The 394-nt window shown below is 57.1% G+C and carries 1 protein-coding gene; it reads left to right on the top strand.

All coding sequences use genetic code 11. The annotated features are described in order from the left end of the window. The coding region (locus E1189_RS02320) for a hypothetical protein (RefSeq protein ID WP_196221070.1) at window positions 1-394 on the top strand (394 nt) is incomplete at both ends.

Below are 394 nucleotides of genomic sequence, written 5' to 3'. Positions count from 1 at the left end.
CAAGGCCACCAAGAAGCAAAAGGAACTGAATAAAGCCGTTAAGGATACCGGCAGTGCCTTGGAAGAAGCCGGGGACTCTGCGGCCAGTGCCAATAACCAGCTGGCCTCCGGAGGCTCCATCGCACAGGCCATGGCCAGCCACTGGCAGGGGCTGAAAAACGAGATGGCGGCTTTGTCACCTGCGGCCCTGGAGGCTTACGAAAACATCAACCAAGTGGGCGAGGCGGATGTACGGACACTGACCAATGATGTGGATGCCCTGAAGAAGAATCTCGAGCAGGCCAGCATGGAGCTGCAGGAAATGGGCTTTATGTTCCAGGGCACGGACGCCACCGGCCTTGGGAGGTGGATGTACAACACCAAGAAAGCCTCGCTGGAAGTGAAGGAAACCTTT

It is taken from the genome of Parendozoicomonas verongulae, assembly GCF_009711465.1.
GTDB lineage: Bacteria > Pseudomonadota > Gammaproteobacteria > Pseudomonadales > Endozoicomonadaceae > Sansalvadorimonas > Sansalvadorimonas verongulae.
Note: the sequence above shows the minus strand (reverse complement) of the source record. Positions and strands in the feature narration are given on the sequence as shown.